We start from the raw sequence: 18,308 nt of genomic DNA, 5'->3' as shown, positions 1-18,308 counted from the left end.
CCGGGGCTTCCTTGTTCCAAGGACCGGGCATAGCAGGGGCGCTGGCCGTCCCGCTCCTGTCCCGCCGGCTTCGAACCCGGACGCTGCTGTGGCTGACCGGCGCGGCGTGGGCCGTGCTGCCGGTGGGTCTGCTGCTGGCACCGGCCGGATGGGCGGCGTGGGTCACCATCGGCGGCGTAGCGCAGGGCGCCGGAATTACCGTCCTGTTCCTGATCATGGTGCGTCTGGGGGGCTCGGCCCGGCAGTCCGGCCAGATTTCGGCGCTGGTGCAGGGTGGCGGCTACCTGGTCGCCGCCACAGGCCCCGTGATCCTTGGGAGCCTGCACAATGCGACGGATGCCTGGGGCCTTCCCCTGGCCGTGGTGGGAGTCAGCATTACTGCGCTGCTGGTTGGTGGAACGGCGGCAGCCGCCGCGTCCGACGCCGCGGCGAGGGGCAGCCGCCGCACAGCGGAAATCCCCTAAGGACCGCCTGGCTGTGTCCAGGCCGCAGGCCTCCCTGTTGCTCAGCCAGCCGGCCCGGCTATCGTTCGTGTAGGGCCGGGCACCCCGGCGCCGTCCGCCTGAGCGGGAGAGGGCGATGAAGACAAACTTTGACCGGTACCGGCAGATGGCCGAAATCCTCTACCGCAACGGGCTTGGCTATCTGGTGTCCGTATCCGGCCTGGAATCCCGGCTCCCGTTCCGTAAACGCCAGGACGACGACGATGCTGCCCCCACAATGGCCAGCCCCGAATACCTGCGGCGGGCGCTGGAAGAACTGGGCCCAACCTATGTGAAGCTCGGGCAGCTGCTCTCCACCCGGTCCGATCTGCTTCCCCCCGCGTACATGGAAGAGCTGGCCAAGCTCCAGGACAACGTTGCACCTGCGCCCTGGGACGAAGTGCGGGAGGAGCTCCGCCAGGAACTGGGCGACGATCCGCTCAACGTGTTTGCTTCTTTCGACACCACCCCCATTGCGAGCGCCTCGATTGGCCAGGCCTACAGTGCCCGGCTGCGGGACGGCACAGACGCGGTGGTCAAAGTCCGGCGGCCAGGAATTGTCCCCGAGGTGGAAGCGGACCTGTCGATCCTGCAGTCCCTCGCCTCGCACGCCAGCAAGCGCTGGGAGGCGGCGCGCGACTATGACGTCAAGGGCTTTATAGACGAGTTTGCCTTCACGCTCCGGCAGGAACTGGACTATGTGGCGGAAGGCCGCAACGCCGACCGTTTCGCGGTGAACTTCTCGGAGGACTCCGCCGTCATCATCCCGCGGATCTACTGGGAGCACAGCAGCCATAAAGTCCTGACCATGCAGCGGCTCCATGGCATGAAGGTTACCGACACCAAGGCGCTGGACGCCGCCGGCGTGGACCGCAAGGCGCTGGCCGTTACGGCCGCGGACGCGGAAATGAAGATGGTCTTCGAGTTCGGCTTCTTCCACGCCGATCCACACGCCGGGAACATCTTCGTGCAGCCGAACTCCCAGATCGGGCTGATCGACTTCGGCATGGTGGGGGAGCTAGATGACAAGCTGCGCGGACAGCTCTCCGCCCTCTTCATTGCCGTCATCCGCAAAGACCCGGAACGGATGGCCTCTGCGCTGATGCGCATGACCGTTACGCAGGCCCGCCCGGACCGGGTGAAGCTGCGGCTGGACCTGTCCCAGCTCATCCGGCTGTATTCGAACCGCACGCTCGGAGACGCTCCGGTGGGCAAGATCATCAGCCAGGGCCTGGGCATCATCCGTAACCATCACCTGCAGCTGCCGCGGCAGTTCGCACTGCTGCTGCGGATGCTGATCATGACCGAAGGCATGGGCGAAGTCCTGGACCCGGACTTCAGCATGGGCAAAACCCTGGCACCCTACGCCAGGCGGATGACGATGGAGCAGCTGAATCCTGTCAACTACGCTAAACGGCTGGGCAAGGCCGGCGGCGAACTGCTTGAGTTGGGCACCGAGCTTCCCGGTCAGCTGCAGCGCCTGATCAACACCCTCGACTTCGAGGGAATGGAGGTGCACCTGCGGGCCGGTGACCTGGTGCCACTCGTGGAACGCCTGGAACGGGTCGGCAACCGGATGGTGGCCGCGATCTTCGCTGCCGCCTTTATCCGGGGAGTGGGCGAACTGACGCTGGGTGACGCGGACCGGTGGCGCGGCTGGCAGGCACCGCTGATGGGCGCCGGCCTCGCGTCGACCGGGGCCCTGGGCGGGTACCTTGCCTGGTCAGCACGCCGGCAACGACGGCTCGACGCCGGTTAAGCCAGCTGCCCGGCCGGGCACCGGAACCAGGGTGCCCGGCAGCGGACTGCGACGAAGACCCGTTCGCTTGTCCCCGCCGCAGCCCGGTCTGTTCCGCCCGGTTGGCCACTCGGATGAGCACTACTCGGAGTAGTCCCGGGCGTTGTAGAGGTTGAGGTTCAGCGCTTCGGCGATCTGCGCGACCGCTTTGCGTCCCCGGACGCTGTTCCCCACCGGGTCCAGCGGCGGGGAGAACGCCGCGATGGCCAGGACTCCGGGCATCACCGCGAGCATTCCTCCGCCGACCCCCGACTTTCCGGGGAGCCCCACCCGGTAGGCCCAGTCTCCGGACGCGGTGTAGAGCCCTTCCATGGTCATCTCGGCCAGCATCGGAGGCACAAGGGCCGGGTTGGAGATGACCCGTTCCCTGGTGAGTGGATTGATTCCCCGGGCTGCGATGGTCGCGCCCATGGTCGCCAGGTCCACGGTGGTCACCAACGTCGAACACTGGCGGGTGTAGACGTCGCAGGCTTCCATCGGATCCGAGTACATTGTCCCGCCCGAGTAGAGCAGCCACGCGATGGCGCGGTTGTGGAAGTTGGTGGACTGCTCCGAGTCGTTGACGACGTCACTGAGCGCGTTCCTGCGCCCGGCGAACGCGCCCTGAGCAGCCAGGATCTTGTCCCAGCGCTGCTCGGCTCCGTCCGCCCTAATCAGGGACACCGTAGCCATCGCCCCGGCATTGACCAGGGGAGAAACCGGTGAATCCCCGTGCAGGACCACGCTGACCACCGAGTTAAACGGGTCGCCCGTGGGGTCCGCGCCGACCTTGTCGTGGAAGTCGTTCAAGCCGGCGTCCTCCATCGCCAAGGCCATCGAAAAGATCTTGGAAATGGATTCAAGGGCGAATTCGAAGCGCGCATCACCGGCCTCGAAAACGTCGCCGTCGGCCGTGACCACGGCGACCCCGAACAGCGACGGGTCAACCGATGCCAGGTACGGGATGTAGCTGGCGTTCTTTCCGCCGTCGTCACCGGAGTGGTCACGGTGGGCGGTGCTGACCGCCTCCTGAATTGCTGCTTTGTCGATTTTCATACCGGGGGCTCCCGTCTGCCGGTCCGGTCCGGTGTTGTTTTTGGGGGGATAGGCCGCCGCGTCAGGGTTTCGGTCCACCTCCTCTGATCAGTTCGGACTAGTGATAAAACCCCGGGTGTTTCCGTTCGGAAGGCATCGGGGAACTCAGGTTGTCGAGGTAGGCCGTCTCCGCCCGGATGTCGTCAAGCAGGCGGCCGGCTAAATCCATGCTCAGCCCGTTGCGCACGACGATCCGTTCGACTGTGAGGTTCGCCAGGTTATCCGGCAGCGGATAGGCCGGGACCAGCCAGCCTTTGTTCCGCAGCCGGTCTGCCAGGTTGTACAGCGTCCAAAGGTCCGTGTGGCCGTCCTTCAGCCGCCAGGCGAAGACCGGAATGTCCGAACCGTCGTTCAACAGCTCGAACGGACCGATTTCGCTGATGCCGCGGGAGAGGAAGAGTGCAACATCCTGGCTCGTCTGCTGCACCTTCTTGTAGCCGTTAAAGCCAAGCCGGAGGAACAGATAGAACTGCAGGACAACTTGGGCCCCAGGACGCGAAAAGTTCAGCGCCAAGGTCGGCATGTCACCGCCGAGGTAGCTCACGGAGAAGACCAGGTCCTTCGGCAGCCACTGCCGCTCACGCCAGATCACCCAGCCCAGGCCGGGGTAGACGAGTCCGTACTTGTGCCCGGAGGTGGAGATGGAATGAACCCGCTCGAGCTGGAAATCCCATTCCAGGTCTGGCTGGATGAACGGGGCGATCATGGCGCCCGAAGCTCCGTCCACGTGAATGGGTATGTCGAGCCCGCTCGAGGCCTGGATTTCGTCGAGTTTCGCGGCCACCGCCTTCACTGGCTCATACATGCCGGTATAGGTCACACCCATGATCGCGACTACTCCGATGGTGTTCTCGTCGATGTACTTCTCGAGTTCGAATCCGTCCAGGCACATGTGCTCTTCGCTGATCGGCACAAACCGGGGCTCGACCTCGAAATAGTTGCAGAACTTCTCCCAGCAGACCTGGACAGCCGAACTCATCACGAGGTTCGGCGTCTCAGTTGATTTGCCCTCGCCGCGGCGCTTCTGCTGCCACAGCCGCTTAAAGGCCAGGCCGCCCAGCATGCAGGCCTCCGAGGAACCGATGGTTGAGGTGCCGATGGTTCCGGTTGGATCGGGGGAGTGCCACAGACCGGCGAGCATCTTCCAGCAGTACTGCTCGATCGCAGCCGTCTGCGGGTACTCATCCTTGTCGATCATGTTCTTGTCGTACGTCTCGGAGTAGAGCCGGTTCGCGTAATCGTCCATCCAGGTGGTGACGAAGGTAGCCAGGTTCAGCCGGGCATTGCCGTCGAGCATCGTCTCGTCGTGGACAATCTGGTACGCGGTGTCCGGCGCCATTTCCTCCTGCCCGAGCCGGGTCTTGGAAACCTGGGTGTCCTCTCCGGGCCGGGAGAAGACGGGATTGGCGCTGAGGAAGTCCTGCGGATCGTTCTGCGGCATGACATCGACCTCTCGAGTCTCCCGACGGTGAATGCCGTGGTGAACGGCGGTTCGAGTCCCCACAGGGTGCGCGCGCTACACGACTATACGCACAGCGCTTCAGTCATTACTAGGTAATAGCCGGCATCCCACACAGCGTTCGGGTATCGGAGTCAAGCAGCCGGGCTGGGTGTCCCGCTGCCTGCCAGTCCCGGAAACCGTTGAGCGTGCCATCGTGCCCGGGTAGGCTGTCCGCACCATTTGCCTCCCGCCTCAGCCGGGTTCTGCGGTTCATGCGGACCGGATTTACCGGCTGCGCGCGGGCCATCGGAGGAGACCCCATGGCAGGAATTAGCCGACGCGACCGTTTTGAACTGCCCGAACCCATGCGTCGATTCTTTGAAGGGGACTGGGACGTCTCGTCCTTCCGGGTTGAGGAATACCGCGACGGCGCCACGATGGTGGTCCGCGCCGAGCTCCCCAGCATCGATCCGGAGAAGGACCTCGACGTCACAGTAAGCGAAGGGATGCTGCGCATCCGGGGTGAACGCCGGGAAACCGAGGAACACAAATCCCGGGACGGATACCGCACCGAGTTCAAATACGGGTCCTTCACCAGGGACATTCCCCTGCCGGCAGGGGCGACCCAGGACGACGTGTCCGCCTCCTACCGCGACGGCGTCTTGGAAGTCCGGGTTCCGCTCCAGGAAAGCGGCAGCTCGGGACGCAAAGTCCCCGTAAACCGGGTTTGAGGACCTAAGCGCGCACGACGGCGAACAGCCAGGCGTACCGGGCAGTTCGCCGTCGTGCGGGCCTGGGTGTTCCGGGGGCCCGATCAGGCAGGAGCCCCGGCGTACTCCGGGTAATCCGTGTAGCCTTCGGCACCGTCGGTGTAGAAGGTGGCGGGGTCCGGTTCGTTCAGCGGCAGCTCTTCACGCCAGCGGCGGACCAGATCGGGGTTGGCGATGGCCGGACGGCCCACAACGACGGCGTCGCACATGCCGCCCGCGAGCAGTTCGGCTGCTTCCTCACGGGTTGTCATCACACTGAAGCCGGAGTTCAGCAGCACGGGCCCGCCGAACCGCTTCCCCAGTTCCTGCACGAGTTCCCCCGAGGGTTCGGCATGCAGGATGCTCAGGTAGGCCAGTGAGAGCGGCGCGATTCCGTCCAAAAGTGCGCCGTAGGTCGCCCGTACGTCCGCAGGGTCCTTTTCCCAGGCGTCCTGGATGTTGTGTTCGGGGGAGATGCGCAGCCCCACCCGCTCGGAACCAACCGCTGCGGCAACGGCGGTTGCAACCTCAATCACGAACCGTGCCCGGGCGGCCGGCGAGCCGCCGTACCCATCCGTGCGCTGATTTGCCGCCGGGCTAAGGAATTCATGCAGCAGGTAGCCATTGGCACCGTGCAGTTCGACGCCGTCGAAACCGGCTTCCACGGCAGCCAGCGCACTGCGGACAAACACGTCCCGAATGTTGTCCAGCTCCGGTTCGCCAAGCTCCCGCGGAACGGCATGGGGCAGTTTGCCTGCCGGGGTCCGGATGACGCCCTCGATCGCGACGGGACTGGGAGCAACTGTTTCCAGCCCGCCGTTGATTTCCGGATGGGAGACCCGGCCGGCGTGCATCAGCTGGGCGAAGATCCGGCCGCCTTCGGCATGCACTGCATCCGTGACGCGGCGCCATCCCTGCAGCTGGGCTTCGGTGACGAGTCCAGGCTGACCCGAGAACCCCTGCCCTTCCGGAGACGGGTAGGTGCCCTCCGAGACGATCAGTCCGAGGGAGGCACGCTGGCGGTAGTGTTCGGCCACGAGGGGGCCGGGAACACCGTCAGCACCGGAGCGGACCCGTGTCAACGGCGCCATGACCAGGCGGTTCCGCAGCTCAAGGGAGCCAATGGTCACGGGGGAGAAAAGGTCGGTCTGCACGTATTCCTTTCATCACGCACAAGCATTGCGCGTGCGGCTTGGGGTTATTTGCGCCAACCCCGCCGCCTCCGTGCCTATTCCCGGTGCTGCCTGGCGGGGCCCACGTGCGGGGCTACCTACCGGGCGTCGCGGATGAGGTTGGTAATGCGGGCGGTCGAGAGGCGCCGGCCGTCGTCGTCAGTCATCACGACCTCGTGGGTGGCGAGGGTTCCCCCCAGATGGAGGGCCGTTGCCGTTCCCGTGACCAGACCGGAGGAAACTGACCGGTGGTGGGTGGCCCCTATTTCAATACCAACGGCATACCGCCCGGGACCTGCGTGGATGGATGCGGCAAATGAGCCCAGGGTTTCCGCCAGCACCACATGTGCGCCCCCGTGAAGGATCCCGGCGACCTGCTGGTTGCCTTCCACGGGCATGGTCGCGACGATGCGGGTAGCGGACATTTCCGTGAACCGGATCCCCATCCGGACCACAAGGGAGCCAACCCCGGATTCGCCAAGCCAGGGGTGGAATTCGGCGGGAACCCCGGCATCGAGAAGTTCCTGCAGCCTGGGGTGTCCGCCCTCGGCGGGGCCGGTTGGGCCCGGCGTGAAAATGTCGCTCATGCCCACTAGGCTTGCACCTGTGAGTGAAACTGCCAAACTGGCCGCAGCCCCCGTCTCTGACACCGTCTCTGACCCCGTTCCCAACCCCGAAGAGTCCCTCGACGGCCTCCAGGACGCCGGGGACGCCGGGCAGCTGGATACGGCGGCAGATGCACCCGTAGGAAGCCACGCGGCGCCCGTACCGTCCGCGCTCCCGCTGGGCACCGTCAACGCTGCCGGCAACAACCGCCTGTTGGTCATCGACGGGCACTCCATGGCTTTCCGCGCGTTCTACGCCCTCCCAGCCGAGAACTTCTCCACGGACACCGGCCAGCACACCAACGCGGTCTACGGTTTCACGTCCATGCTGATCAACCTGATCAAGAACGAAGAGCCCACCCACATCGCCGTGGCCTTCGACCTCGACACCCCTACCTTCCGCACCGAGGAATATTCGGAGTACAAGGGCGGGCGCAACAAAACGCCCGAGGAATTCCACGGCCAGGTGGACCTGATCATCAAGGTCATGGAAGCCATGCGGATCCCTACCATCTCCCTGGACGGCTACGAGGCAGATGACATCCTGGCCACCCTCTCCGAGCAGGCAGCCGGCCGGAACTGGGACGTTATGGTCGTCTCCGGCGACCGCGACGCCTTCCAGCTGGTCAACGACCGCGTTACCGTCTTCTATCCCAAGAAGGGCGTCTCCGACCTGCCCCGGATGGATGCGGCTGCGGTGGAAGAAAAGTATCTCGTGCCGCCGGACAAATACTCGGACCTGGCCGCCCTGGTCGGTGAGTCTGCGGACAACCTGCCCGGCGTCCCGGGCGTTGGCCCGAAGACCGCTGCCAAATGGATCAAGCTCTACGGCGGCCTTGAAGGAATCCTCGAGCACCTGGACGAGATCAAGGGCAAGGTCGGTGACTCCCTCCGCGCGAATATCGAGGATGTTAAGCGCAACCGACGGCTGAACCGGCTGCTGCGGGACCTGGAACTTCCGGTCGAGCTCGACGCCATGGCAGCGCAGCGCCCGGACCGCGAAGCGATTGAGGAACTCTTCGATGCGCTGCAGTTCAACGCCCTGCGCAAGCGGCTCTTCGACGTTTACGGGGAAGAGGAAGTCCCGGGCAACCATCCGGAACTCCTCCCGCCCGAGCACACCGTCATCACCGCTGCCAGCGAACTTGCCACCTGGATCCGGGCCACCAACCAGAAACCGGCGGCGGTGGAACTGGTCACCGAAGGTGCCGGCGATGCCCGCGACACCGTTGCCCTGGCCCTTGTCACCGACGATTCAGCCGCCTACGTGCCGCTGACAGGTATCGACGCCGAAGCCGAAAAGGTCCTGGCGGACTGGCTGGCAGACAGGGACGCGCCGAAGGTTGTCCACGACTTCAAGTCGGCCTACAAGCTGCTGTCCCGGCGCGGTCTGCACCTCGCCGGCGAGGTGGACGACCCGGCGATCTCCGGCTACCTGATTCAGCCGGACCGGCGCAGCTACGACCTGGCCGACCTCAGCCTCCAGCACCTCAAGCTCTCGCTGGATGCCGCCGCCGACTCCGGTAACCAGCTTGAACTTTCGCTGGACGGCGAAGACGCCGCCGCTCCTGCGGTGATGAAGGCTTTCGCTGCCCTGCGCCTGAGCGAGCATTTCTCCGGGCTGCTCGTCGAGCGGGGCGCTAACCAGCTATTGGGCGGCCTCGAGCTGCCGCTGTCCGAGGTTCTCGCCGAGATGGAGCTGGCGGGCATTGCCGTGTCCACGGAGAAGCTCGACCGCCTGCTGGACGAGTTTGGCTTCACGATCGAACAGGCCAAGGCCGAGGCCTTTGCCGTGATCGGCAAGGAAATCAATCTTGGTTCCCCGAAGCAGCTCCAGGTGGTGCTCTTCGAGGAGCTTGGCCTGCCCAAGACCAAAAAGATCAAGACCGGTTACTCCACCGACGCGGATGCGCTGGCGGACCTGATCGTCAAGACCAACGGGCATCCGTTCCTCGCCCACCTGCTGGCCTACCGCGACGCCGCGAAGCTGCGCCAGACGGTGGAGGGGCTGCGGAAGTCGGTGTCCGACGACGGCCGGATCCACACCACCTACGCCCAGACGGTCGCCGCGACCGGCCGGCTTTCCTCCATTAACCCGAACCTGCAGAACATCCCGATCCGGTCCGAGGAAGGCCGGCGGATCCGCGAGGTCTTTGTGGTCGGCGAGGGCTACGAGACCCTGCTGACCGCGGATTACTCCCAGGTCGAAATGCGCATCATGGCGCATCTCTCCGGCGACGAGAGCCTGATTCAGGCCTTCCGCGACGGCGAAGACCTGCACCGGTTCGTCGGCTCGCACATCTTCGGGGTTCCGCCGGAGGAAGTCACCAGTGCGATGCGGTCCAAGGTAAAGGCCATGTCCTACGGCCTGGTCTATGGCCTGAGCTCGTTCGGCCTTTCCAAGCAGCTTTCCATCCCGGTCGATGAGGCACGCACGCTGATGCGCGACTACTTCACCCGCTTCGGCGCCGTGCGCGACTATCTGCGTGGCGTCGTGGAACAGGCCCGCAAGGACGGTTACACCTCCACCATCGAGGGACGGCGCCGCTACCTCCCCGACCTGGCAAGCACCAACCGGCAGCTGCGGGAAATGTCCGAGCGGGCCGCGTTGAACGCCCCGATCCAGGGCTCGGCAGCAGACATCATCAAGAAGGCCATGCTCGGCGTCGACGCGGAACTGAAAAAGCAGGGCCTCAAGTCGCGTATGCTGCTGCAGGTCCATGACGAACTTGTCCTGGAAGTGGCACCCGGTGAACGGGAGGCGGCGGAAAAGCTGGTGCGTGAGCAGATGGCCGGCGCCGCGGACCTTTCCGTCCCGCTCGACGTCTCGGTCGGCTGGGGCGCGAGCTGGCACGAGGCCGGGCACTAGCCCGGCCGCCACACATTCGAGAAAAGCTGTGCAGCTAATGACTGTGCAGCCAAGTATTTACTGTGCAGCTAAGTGATTACTGTGCAGCCAAAATCAGCAGTGCAGTAAAAACCGCCGGAGGGGGCAGGCATGGATTCAGGATCAGGTCTTCGCACTGAGAGGTTCCGTGCTGCCCTGTCTCCGGTGGAATCGGGCAGCGCCGATGAACGGACCGTAGCCTGGCTCCAGTCCGTGGCCCTCGGATTCCACGAACCGCGCTACGAGTCCAAGCACGTCAGTGCCCTGGTAGAGGCCTACGATGCGGACGGCCGCTGGCTGACGGGCGTGTACGACGACGCTGCCCCGGTACACGCCTGGAATCCCGCCGCGCCGGTGGCCACCTACGCCACCATGACCCATGAGCTGAACACCGGCGGTTCCCTGCTTCCGGCGCATCAGATCACCTCTGTCAGCGTCCGCCCCACCCACCGGCGGCGCGGAATCCTGCGGCACATGATCACGTCCGACCTGCGCCGGGCCAAGGACGAAGGCTTCGCCGTCGCAGCGCTCGGCGCTTCCGAGGCAGTGATCTACGGACGCTTCGGCTTCGGGGTGGCCACCTCGGAAGTGGCGGTGCAGGTGGACGCGCGCGGCCGGCTCGAACTCACTGTCCCGCCGTCGGGCACCACGGTTCTCGCCGACTTGGCGCAGCTGGAAAGCCTGGCACCGGAGATCTTCCGCCGGCACCTGGAGCGGCACCGCGGTGCGCTCGGCCGGCAGATTGGCTACGCCAAACGGGCAGCCGGCCTGTGGGGAGACCTCCCCGAACCCGAGAAGGACATCCGCGCGGCGGTCCACTACGACCCGTCCGGGACGCCGGACGGATACGTCACATACAAGTTCCTGCCCTGGGAGACCGAACCGCACACGCTGAAGGTCCTGGACCTCGTGGCTGTGGATGACGCAGCCCGCCTGGAACTCTGGCGCTACCTCGGCTCCATCGACCTGGTGGAGCGCATCACCCACTCGGCTGCCCCGGACGCTGACCCGCTGCCGTGGGCCCTGGCCGACCGCCGCCGCTACGCCGTCAAGTCCCATGGAGACCTGCTGTGGCTGCGCCCACTGGATCCGGCGGCGATGCTCCGTGCCCGCGGGTTCGAAGCCGACGGCGCAGTGGTGCTGGGCATCGCTGATCCGCTGGACCTGGCATCCGGCCGCTGGCTGGTGCAGGTGGATGCCGGCACCGCCACTGTCACCGGCCTCGAAACAGACGAAACCCCGCCTTCGGGCGTTCCGGTCGTGGAAGCCGGTGCCGCCGCATTCGGATCCCTCTACCTCGGCAGCGTCAGCGCGCAGGTATTGGCAGCCGCAGGGGGAATCCGCGGCTCGGGCGCCGACATCGAAGCCCTTGGCCGGCTGTTCGACGTCGCGCGGGCACCGTACTGCAGCACCCATTTCTAGGACTGCGCCCGGTGCCAGGCCCGAGCCCACTACGGGATACGTGGCGGACGTTACGTGGGTGCCAAATAATAGGTACTGGTTTCTTCGTTTGGCTTTGACCTGACTTGGCGGCTGCGGCTAGACTTATCAGGCGCGTTACGCGTGCTGTACAAGAAATTTCATTCTGTCCATCTCCGGACAACCAAGCACCGTCTTGAACCTGGTTTTTCCGGGTTGCACCCGAGCCGGTGGGAGCACATCCGGAATTACAACAACTTCCACATCGGAGTCCCAACTACATGACCATCACCACCACCGAGAAGTCCGGTACCCCGCAGGTCGCAATCAACGACATCGGTACTGCCGAGGACTTCCTCGCCGCAATCGACGCAACGATCAAGTACTTCAACGACGGAGATCTCGTCGAAGGTACCGTCGTTAAGGTCGACCGCGACGAGGTCCTGCTCGACATCGGTTACAAGACCGAGGGTGTCATCCCTTCGCGTGAGCTTTCCATCAAGCACGATGTTGATCCCGGAGACGTTGTTTCCGTTGGCGATCAGGTCGAAGCTTTGGTCCTCACCAAGGAAGACAAAGAAGGCCGTCTGATCCTCTCCAAGAAGCGCGCACAGTACGAGCGTGCCTGGGGCGACATCGAGAAGGTCAAGGAAGAAGACGGCGTCGTTACCGGTACCGTCATCGAGGTTGTCAAGGGTGGTCTTATCCTCGACATCGGGCTGCGCGGCTTCCTGCCCGCATCCCTCGTGGAGATGCGTCGCGTCCGCGACCTGGCTCCGTACATTGGCCAGCAGATCGAAGCCAAGATCATCGAGCTGGACAAGAACCGCAACAACGTGGTCCTGTCCCGCCGTGCCTGGCTCGAGCAGACCCAGTCCGAGGTTCGTTCCACGTTCCTCAACAAGCTGGAAAAGGGCCAGGTTCGTCCGGGCGTTGTTTCCTCAATCGTCAACTTCGGTGCATTCGTGGACCTTGGCGGCGTAGACGGCCTCGTCCACGTTTCCGAGCTGTCCTGGAAGCACATCGACCACCCCTCCGAGGTCGTTGAAGTTGGCCAGGAAGTCACCGTTGAGGTTCTGGAAGTTGACCTCGACCGCGAGCGTGTCTCCCTGTCGCTGAAGGCTACGCAGGAAGATCCGTGGCAGACCTTCGCCCGCACCCACGCCCTGGGCCAGGTTGTGCCGGGTAAGGTCACCAAGCTGGTTCCGTTCGGTGCGTTCGTTCGCGTCGAAGACGGCATCGAAGGCCTGGTCCACATCTCCGAGCTGGCAGTCCGCCACGTAGAGCTGGCCGAGCAGGTTGTCTCCGTAGGGGATGAGCTGTTCGTCAAGGTCATCGACATCGACCTCGAGCGTCGCCGCATCTCCCTGTCGCTGAAGCAGGCGAACGAGGGCGTCGATCCCGAGGGCACCGAGTTCGATCCGGCTCTGTACGGCATGGCCGCAGAGTACGACGAAGCCGGCAACTACAAGTACCCGGAGGGCTTCGACCCCGAGTCCAACGAATGGCTCGAAGGTTACGAGACCCAGCGTGCAGCTTGGGAGCAGCAGTACGCTGACGCCCAGGCCCGTTGGGAAGCCCACAAGAAGCAGGTTGCACAGCACAACTCCGAGGACAACGCCGCCGCTACGGACTCTGTTGAGTCCAGCTCGACGAGCTACTCCTCCGAGCCTGCTGCATCCGAGTCCGCTGCCGGCACGCTGGCATCGGATGAGGCTCTTGCCGCACTGCGCGAGAAGCTCACCGGCAACTAATTCCGGCTCTGTCCGGAAGGCGTAAGCCAACCTAAGGCGGGTCCCCACTTCGGTGGGGGCCCGCTTTTTCGTCCATACTGGGACCAACAACCAAGCACAGAGCGCAAACCCAATACAGACAGACGGGAAATCCATGCCGCACCAGCACCAGCGGGACCAGAGCGCCCTCGAAGCTGAGATCCGGCGGCGTGCGAGAAACGGTGCGGAGCATTTACGGCCGCCGCAGGCCGCGAACCTCATTAATGGGCTGCAGGAAGCGGAAATGTCCCTGAGTTCCGCGGAGCTCGAGGACGATGAGAATGCGGTGAAGGAACTTCAGGCGAGATATCCGGCCTATTTCCAGGCGGTGGAGGCCGTCGCAGCGTCGGAATCCGCGGCTGACTTGCAGCGGTTCCGCAGATGGCGGAAGGAGCAGCTGCGGCTGGCGCGGCGGGCCGATGGGCCTGCAGCGACGGTTGCAGCCGGCCTGCGCCTCGCGGGAGGAATCCTGCCGGCAGCCGCCCTCCTCGCCCTCGGTCTGGACACGATTGGCCATGAAACGCTGCTGTGGGTGTGGGCGTTCTCTGCGGTTATCTTTCTGCTGGGTGGCCGCTTCCTAAAGCGGCGCCGCCATCCGCTGTGGAAAGGGGTCTTCCTGGATCCCAAGGGTGCCTCGAGGGCGCTCTGGTACTGCGCGGCCCAGGCAGCTGCCGCGGAACTGATCCGGGCGCGTGAGCGTGGTGCGAGCGGTGAAGAAGAGCGTTTGCGGGCAGCGGAAAAACCCTGGGCGCTCCGCAACCGGCAGAGCAGGGAGTTTTCCGACGAGGACTATTCAGCTATCACCGGCGCACGCTGACGGCGACCGTGAACTTTGGGTTCCTGTCTACCTGCCGGGTGGGACCCACCAGCCGGTTGAGTGCTGGCCGGTAGGCCAGATGGCTGTTCCAGACAGTCCAGAGTTCGCCGCCTGGACGGAGCACCCTGCCTGCGTCCGCAAAGAGTTTCAGCGCAATCCCCGTGTGGACGCTGGCGCCAATGTGGAACGGCGGATTCAAGAGGATCAGGTCGCAGGACGCGTCCGGCTGCGTTGACAGCGCATCATCGCGGATAACCTCCACGCGGCCAGCCACGCCGTTCGCCCGCATGGTCTCCGTGGCCGAAGCCACCGCGGCTGCGGACTGGTCAGTTGCCGTGACCTTGATTCCGGGACGGGACAGCGCCAGGGCAGCAGCGATGGTTCCGGTTCCGCAGCCCAGGTCGATTGCATGGCGCGCCTTTCGTGCCTGGTGCAGGTGGGGGAGCAGGAACCGGGTTCCGGGATCGAGTGCGGCGCCGCCAAAGGCAGCGCCGTAGGCGCGAAGCCGGAGCTTCCCCGGTGCCGGCGCGCCGGCTTCCGCAGTGACGGGTACTGGCAGCTCGTACTCCGCACTGAGCGGAAACCGCGACGGCGGCAGCCGGTGCCCGGGGACAGGACGTTCAGCAGTCAGGACCCGGGACTTTCCCTTTGCAAGCCCTGCCGTCACCGATTCGAAGTACCGCCCCAGCACGTCGTTCATGCCGCGGCTCATATGTTTGATCCGCCCTCCGGCGTAGACCGTGGCCCCGGGATCAGCATGTTCTGCAATCAGCCGCGCGGCTTCGTCCAGGGCATCAAGGGACCGGGGGAGGCGGAGCAGGACTACCTGTGCGCCGCCAACCAGTGCCGGCGACAGCGGGTGGTGCATCCAGACAGGGTCCATCCCGAGGCTCCGGGCGTTGCGCTCCAGCGCCTGCTCGCCGGAGAGCGGATCCTGGTGCACCCGGAGCCCGGTGAGGCCATAGGCGGCTACAGCGCCCAATGTCAGGGCACCATAGGCATCACCGATGACGGATACCGCGGTGCCCGGTGTCAGGGACGGTGCCGCCCGCTCCAGCAGCAGCGCATCGGCGGTGTCGTACGCCTGGAGGTTGGGAGCTTCAACGTCGGGCCAGCGCCTGAGCCCGCTAAACACCCCCGCTGGCAGGGAAGTCTCAGTCAAGATCGATCCATTCGGTTCCGAGGATTTCCGGCGAGGTGTCTCCGGAGGTGAGCGCGGCTACCCGCGCGGTGAACTCCTCCAGGGCAGGTGCGCTGTCCGGCAGCGCCACAGAAATGGTGGCTGCCTCGGCTCCGTACTGGGTCCCGCGCACGGTGAACCCGGCGGCCCGAAGCTCATTCTCCAGGCGCCCGGCGGCAGCGTGCGGAGCAGGCAGAGCGCACAGGCGAAGCCTGCGTCGCTCGATGAAGCGTGCCGTGTCAAGGGCGGAGGAGACCGACTCCGAGTAGGCCCGGACAAGTCCGCCGGCGCCCAGCAGGATACCGCCAAAGTATCTGACTGTTACGGCAGTAACGTCGCTGAGCGAGGATTCCCCGAGAGCTGTTTCCCGCTTAGCCAGTGCCTCCAGCATGGGCGCCCCTGCCGTCCCCGAGGGTTCGCCGTCGTCATTAGACCGCTGGACGGAACGGTGCGGACCCAGGATAAAGGCACTGCAATGGTGCCGAGCATCGTGGAATTCCCGCCGCAGGGAGGCTATCAGCGCCCGGGCTTCGTCCTCAGATTCCGTGCGGCGAAGGACGGTAATAAAGCGGGAGCGCTTGATTTCCAGTTCCGAGCGGTGTTCCCCGGAGACGGTGGTGTAGGCCTCCGTTCCGGCTCCGCTCTGGTTCATTCCTCCAGTCTAGCGAGCGAGGCGTCCCGCAGGTTTCGGGTCCCCTCCAACCCACGGCAGGTCAGTTGAGCGACTCAGTGGGAATCCGGCCGCGTTCGTGCCAGTTGTCGAACATGGCCTTGGCGTATTGGCCGGCTGCAATCCAATGCCCCAGCACACCTAAGAGATACAACATAAAGCCGATGCCGACGGCGTAGTGGAAGCTGCCGCCCGACGCCTTGCCCAGCAGGAGAACGAACAGGCCGGCAAAAATAACAGCCGTGCGTGCTTTGCCGATCCACGTGACCGGGACGTCCGGCGAGCCCTTGAAGGCAAACGCGGCGATGACGCCCAGCACCAGGTCCGGAATCAACATCATCACCAGGGCCTGCCAAGGCATCAGGCCGGCCCACGCAATTGAGGTAACGGTGATCAGCACCGTCAGCCGGTCGGCAACGGGATCAAGCCAGCTGCCCAGGGCGGAAACGGTGTTCGTCCGCCGGGCGACGAAGCCGTCAAGCCAGTCCGTGGCGAACACCGTGCCGATGACAATCACGGCCGGGAAGTAGGCTCCGTTGAACAGCAGGAGTGCAAAGACAGGTAGGAACCCGATGCGGACGGCGGTAATCAGGTTTGGAACTGTGCGCCATTCGTCTTCGGCAAACAGCTGCTGGCGCAGGTTACCCAGGTGGGTGTGAATCGTGCTCTCCGCGCCGCGGCCGCCGTCGCCGTCGGCATCTGCCGTCTTCCGTTTGGCGATCCGCTGGCGGAGGATGAGCACCGCAGCGGCGACTGCAAGCGCCCCGAAGAGGATCCACCCGAATACGCCAACGTACTTCTGCATGGCCTCAAGTGAGCTTCTGACCAGGAAACCGAGCCCTACGTAAAGCGCGGACCATGTTGCTGCCCCTGCGAGGGAAGCCGGCAGGAATGCGCGGTAGGCGACCTTTGCAACACCGGCCGCCGCAGGGGTCAGTGTGCGGACCACCGGGATGAGCCGGGTCAGGAAGACGGCTGCCGCTCCGCGCCGCTCAAGCACGTCAACGGCCTGGTCCCACTTGGAAACCCCGAGCTTGCGGATGAGTTTCGTCTCGCGGAGCCGCGGACCGAAACGGCGGCCGATGCCGTATCCCACGTGGTCGCCGGCACACGCGCCGATCATCACCACGAAGAAGAGGACCAACGCGCCCAAGGCGTTGTCGAACGTTGCTGCCAGCAGCAGGACGACTGTTTCGCCGGGGACAAAGAACCCAAGTCCAAGACCCGATTCCAGTAGCGCGAAGATGCCTGCCAGCGCCCAAACTGCAGCTTCGGGAAGTGCATCGGCTGATGAACTGAGCCAGTTCAGAATGTCCATAAAACCTCAGCGGTTGTCGCTGAGAAGTCCAGCACCCTGACTGCTGGAGGAAGCCGGCAGCCCATCAACTCTAGCAATCCACGCCCTGCCCCGGCCTGGCATTTTCAGGTGTCTGTGCGTGGCTTTCGTCTCCGGCGAGGATCCCTGGCCTTTCCGCAGCGGCCTGCCGGGCACCGGGGGAGGGTACCCACCGCCGGACGCTACCGGGATGCCGTCCGGCAAGCCGGTAGCCTAGGGGGCATGCTGAGAGTAGGTCTGACCGGAGGAATCGCCGCAGGAAAGTCGCTGGCCGCGCAGGCGCTGGAGCGCTGCGGCGCAATGCTGGTGGACGCCGATGCGCTGGCTCGGGAGGTCGTCGAGCCGGGAACCCCGGGGCTCTCGGCGGTGACCCGGGAGTTTGGTCCCGGGGTACTGGACACCGAGGGACGCCTGGACCGGCCGGCACTGGCGGCATTGGTCTTTGGGAACGAGGAACGGCGGAGGACGCTGAACGGCATCATCCACCCGCTGGTCCGCGCCCGTGCCGCAGAGATCCTGGCGGCAACGGCGCCGGAAACCGTGGTGGTGCAGGACATTCCCTTGCTGGTGGAGACCGGACAGGACTCAGCCTTCCACCTGGTGGTCGTTGTCGAAGCGCCGCTGGAGGTCCGGGTGGAGCGTATGGTCACCCAGCGGGGAATGGCCCGGGACGCAGCACTGGCCCGCATCGCTGCGCAGGCCGATGATGCGCAGCGCCGTGCGGCCGCCGACGTCGTCATCGAGAACACCGGCGCCGCCGAGGACCTTCGCAGCTCCATCGAGCAGCTGTGGGAGCAGCGGATCCTGCCGTACAACCAGAACCTGCTCCACGCCCGGGCCGTGCCCGCGTGGCCCGGTGCCGGCGCCGTCGGCCCCGCTGCTGTGGGCCGCTTGACGCGCCGGCTC

14 protein-coding genes and 1 pseudogene are annotated in these 18,308 nt (G+C 65.1%); 8 read left to right on the top strand and 7 right to left on the bottom strand.

Going from position 1 to position 18,308, the window contains the following annotated elements; translation table 11 throughout:
* Together RTN46_RS12810 and RTN46_RS12805 are read left to right on the top strand one after the other, a co-directional pair.
* Window positions 1–464: pseudogene (locus tag RTN46_RS12810) on the top strand (MFS transporter); the annotation flags it as partial.
* A gap of 115 nt (window positions 465–579) precedes the next feature.
* Window positions 580–2,241: an AarF/ABC1/UbiB kinase family protein gene (locus RTN46_RS12805; RefSeq protein WP_312181899.1), complete on the top strand. Its 1,662-nt coding sequence runs from the start codon at window positions 580–582 to the stop codon at window positions 2,239–2,241.
* Between the two features lie 120 nt (window positions 2,242–2,361).
* On the opposite strand, the gene glsA is transcribed toward RTN46_RS12805, so the two are convergent.
* A complete protein-coding gene (glsA, locus tag RTN46_RS12800; RefSeq protein WP_312181897.1) occupies window positions 2,362–3,315 on the bottom strand; it encodes a glutaminase A in 954 nt (317 codons plus the stop codon).
* 97 nt (window positions 3,316–3,412) lie between these two features.
* Window positions 3,413–4,795, bottom strand: a complete 1,383-nt coding sequence (locus tag RTN46_RS12795; RefSeq protein WP_312181895.1) for a glutamate decarboxylase — start codon at window positions 4,793–4,795, stop codon at window positions 3,413–3,415.
* A gap of 320 nt (window positions 4,796–5,115) precedes the next feature.
* On the opposite strand from RTN46_RS12795, the gene RTN46_RS12790 reads away from it, so the two are divergent.
* On the top strand, window positions 5,116–5,526 hold the full coding sequence (locus RTN46_RS12790) for an Hsp20/alpha crystallin family protein (RefSeq protein ID WP_312181893.1): 411 nt from the start codon (window positions 5,116–5,118) through the stop codon (window positions 5,524–5,526).
* 83 nt (window positions 5,527–5,609) lie between these two features.
* Here the strand turns inward: RTN46_RS12790 and RTN46_RS12785 are convergent, their stop codons facing one another.
* Together RTN46_RS12785 and RTN46_RS12780 are read right to left on the bottom strand one after the other, a co-directional pair.
* Complete coding sequence (locus RTN46_RS12785) at window positions 5,610–6,698, bottom strand: alkene reductase (RefSeq protein ID WP_312181891.1); 1,089 nt, start codon at window positions 6,696–6,698, stop codon at window positions 5,610–5,612.
* A gap of 116 nt (window positions 6,699–6,814) precedes the next feature.
* A complete protein-coding gene (locus RTN46_RS12780) occupies window positions 6,815–7,303 on the bottom strand; it encodes a hotdog fold thioesterase (protein ID WP_312181890.1) in 489 nt (162 codons plus the stop codon).
* Window positions 7,304–7,556: 253 nt separating this feature from the next.
* On the opposite strand from RTN46_RS12780, the gene polA reads away from it, so the two are divergent.
* The 4 genes from polA to RTN46_RS12760 all read left to right on the top strand — a co-directional run bounded on the left by polA (window position 7,557) and on the right by RTN46_RS12760 (window position 14,216).
* Complete coding sequence (polA, locus tag RTN46_RS12775; RefSeq protein ID WP_396157726.1) at window positions 7,557–10,190, top strand: DNA polymerase I; 2,634 nt, start codon at window positions 7,557–7,559, stop codon at window positions 10,188–10,190.
* 129 nt (window positions 10,191–10,319) lie between these two features.
* Window positions 10,320–11,630 carry a GNAT family N-acetyltransferase gene (locus RTN46_RS12770; protein ID WP_312181888.1) on the top strand — a complete coding sequence of 437 codons (1,311 nt, stop codon included), beginning with the start codon at window positions 10,320–10,322 and terminating at the stop codon, window positions 11,628–11,630.
* A 278-nt stretch (window positions 11,631–11,908) separates the two neighbouring features.
* Window positions 11,909–13,381, top strand: coding sequence for a 30S ribosomal protein S1 (gene rpsA / locus RTN46_RS12765; protein ID WP_312181887.1), 1,473 nt, complete (start codon window positions 11,909–11,911; stop codon window positions 13,379–13,381).
* Between the two features lie 262 nt (window positions 13,382–13,643).
* Entirely contained in the window at window positions 13,644–14,216 is a 573-nt protein-coding gene (locus RTN46_RS12760) for a hypothetical protein (protein WP_312181885.1), read from the top strand.
* Here the strand turns inward: RTN46_RS12760 and RTN46_RS12755 are convergent.
* The 3 genes from RTN46_RS12755 to RTN46_RS12745 all read right to left on the bottom strand — a co-directional run bounded on the left by RTN46_RS12755 (window position 14,200) and on the right by RTN46_RS12745 (window position 17,384).
* On the bottom strand, window positions 14,200–15,378 hold the full coding sequence (locus tag RTN46_RS12755) for a methyltransferase (protein ID WP_312181883.1): 1,179 nt from the start codon (window positions 15,376–15,378) through the stop codon (window positions 14,200–14,202). The two genes, RTN46_RS12760 and RTN46_RS12755, sit on opposite strands and share 17 nt — an antisense overlap.
* The gene (locus RTN46_RS12750; RefSeq protein WP_312181881.1) at window positions 15,371–16,048 is read right to left on the bottom strand and encodes a YigZ family protein; all 678 of its coding nucleotides are present in this window, start codon (window positions 16,046–16,048) and stop codon (window positions 15,371–15,373) included. The genes RTN46_RS12755 and RTN46_RS12750 overlap by 8 nt, the downstream gene beginning before the upstream one ends.
* Before the next feature lie 61 nt (window positions 16,049–16,109).
* Window positions 16,110–17,384 (bottom strand): CDP-alcohol phosphatidyltransferase family protein, encoded by a 1,275-nt coding sequence (locus RTN46_RS12745; protein WP_312181880.1) that lies wholly within the window; start codon window positions 17,382–17,384, stop codon window positions 16,110–16,112.
* Window positions 17,385–17,624: 240 nt separating this feature from the next.
* Between RTN46_RS12745 and coaE the strand changes: the two genes are divergently transcribed.
* A partial coding sequence (gene coaE / locus RTN46_RS12740) for a dephospho-CoA kinase (protein ID WP_312181878.1) occupies window positions 17,625–18,308 on the top strand: 684 nt, incomplete at its 3' end.

The sequence above is a fragment of the Arthrobacter sp. genome (assembly GCF_031988865.1).
In the GTDB taxonomy this organism is placed as follows: Bacteria; Actinomycetota; Actinomycetes; order Actinomycetales; family Micrococcaceae; genus Arthrobacter_B.
This window is presented reverse-complemented; position numbering and strand designations above follow the sequence as displayed.

Bases quoted from the DNA above. Each gene is read 5' to 3' on its own strand.
- RTN46_RS12760 (WP_312181885.1), top strand. From the start codon at position 13,644: ATGTCCCTGAGTTCCGCGGAGCTCGAGGACGATGAGAATGCGGTGAAG.
- RTN46_RS12745 (WP_312181880.1), bottom strand. From the start codon at position 17,384: ATGGACATTCTGAACTGGCTCAGTTCATCAGCCGATGCACTTCCCGAA.
- RTN46_RS12780 (WP_312181890.1), bottom strand. From the start codon at position 7,303: ATGAGCGACATTTTCACGCCGGGCCCAACCGGCCCCGCCGAGGGCGGA.
- RTN46_RS12805 (WP_312181899.1), top strand. From the start codon at position 580: ATGAAGACAAACTTTGACCGGTACCGGCAGATGGCCGAAATCCTCTAC.
- rpsA (WP_312181887.1), top strand. From the start codon at position 11,909: ATGACCATCACCACCACCGAGAAGTCCGGTACCCCGCAGGTCGCAATC.
- polA (WP_396157726.1), top strand. From the start codon at position 7,557: ATGGCTTTCCGCGCGTTCTACGCCCTCCCAGCCGAGAACTTCTCCACG.
- glsA (WP_312181897.1), bottom strand. From the start codon at position 3,315: ATGAAAATCGACAAAGCAGCAATTCAGGAGGCGGTCAGCACCGCCCAC.
- RTN46_RS12790 (WP_312181893.1), top strand. From the start codon at position 5,116: ATGGCAGGAATTAGCCGACGCGACCGTTTTGAACTGCCCGAACCCATG.
- RTN46_RS12795 (WP_312181895.1), bottom strand. From the start codon at position 4,795: ATGCCGCAGAACGATCCGCAGGACTTCCTCAGCGCCAATCCCGTCTTC.
- RTN46_RS12770 (WP_312181888.1), top strand. From the start codon at position 10,320: ATGGATTCAGGATCAGGTCTTCGCACTGAGAGGTTCCGTGCTGCCCTG.
- RTN46_RS12750 (WP_312181881.1), bottom strand. From the start codon at position 16,048: ATGAACCAGAGCGGAGCCGGAACGGAGGCCTACACCACCGTCTCCGGG.